At 61.9% G+C, this 467-nt stretch carries 1 protein-coding gene; it reads right to left on the reverse strand.

Features of this window, described 5'->3' with window-relative positions:
• A partial coding sequence (locus I6F37_RS39050; protein ID WP_225154233.1) for a hypothetical protein occupies positions 1 to 240 on the reverse strand: 240 nt, incomplete at its 3' end.
• Between the last annotated feature and the right edge of the window lie 227 nt (positions 241 to 467).

Below are 467 nucleotides of genomic sequence, written 5' to 3' on the forward strand. Positions count from 1 at the left end.
GTCGTCGCAACCGGAGAAGCATTCGACCCGTGTGCGTGACTTGATGGGGTCGTACCGCACGCCCAGTGAGGGATTGCGGTCGCCGCCGCCGCCGCCGTGGCTGGAGACGGGGCAGTGGAACTTCACCCACCCGCCGCCGGATTTTCCAGGACCGGCGGCTGTAGTGAGGGCGTCAATCACCCGCTCGAACGACGCCCTTGGGTGACGTTCGGCGTTGCCGCTGTTAAGGGCGACGCTCACTGGTTACACTCCGATTGTGCGTTGAGTGATCGTCCTGCCATTGCTACCGACAGACGATCACGCGTTAAGCAGTTGGATCCCTCACTGACGCTCTTGGCGGCCAAACCTCGCGTCGTGGGGGATTCGCTGTATCTAGACCAAATTCACTCCTCTGAAGCCCCGGGCCGTTGTCACGCGCCGATCGCTAGTGGTAACTGATCTGAGTTGGTGTTGGGCAGCTCGAAGTC

It is taken from the genome of Bradyrhizobium sp. NBAIM08 (assembly GCF_020193935.1).
Classification (GTDB): domain Bacteria; phylum Pseudomonadota; class Alphaproteobacteria; order Rhizobiales; family Xanthobacteraceae; genus Bradyrhizobium; species Bradyrhizobium yuanmingense.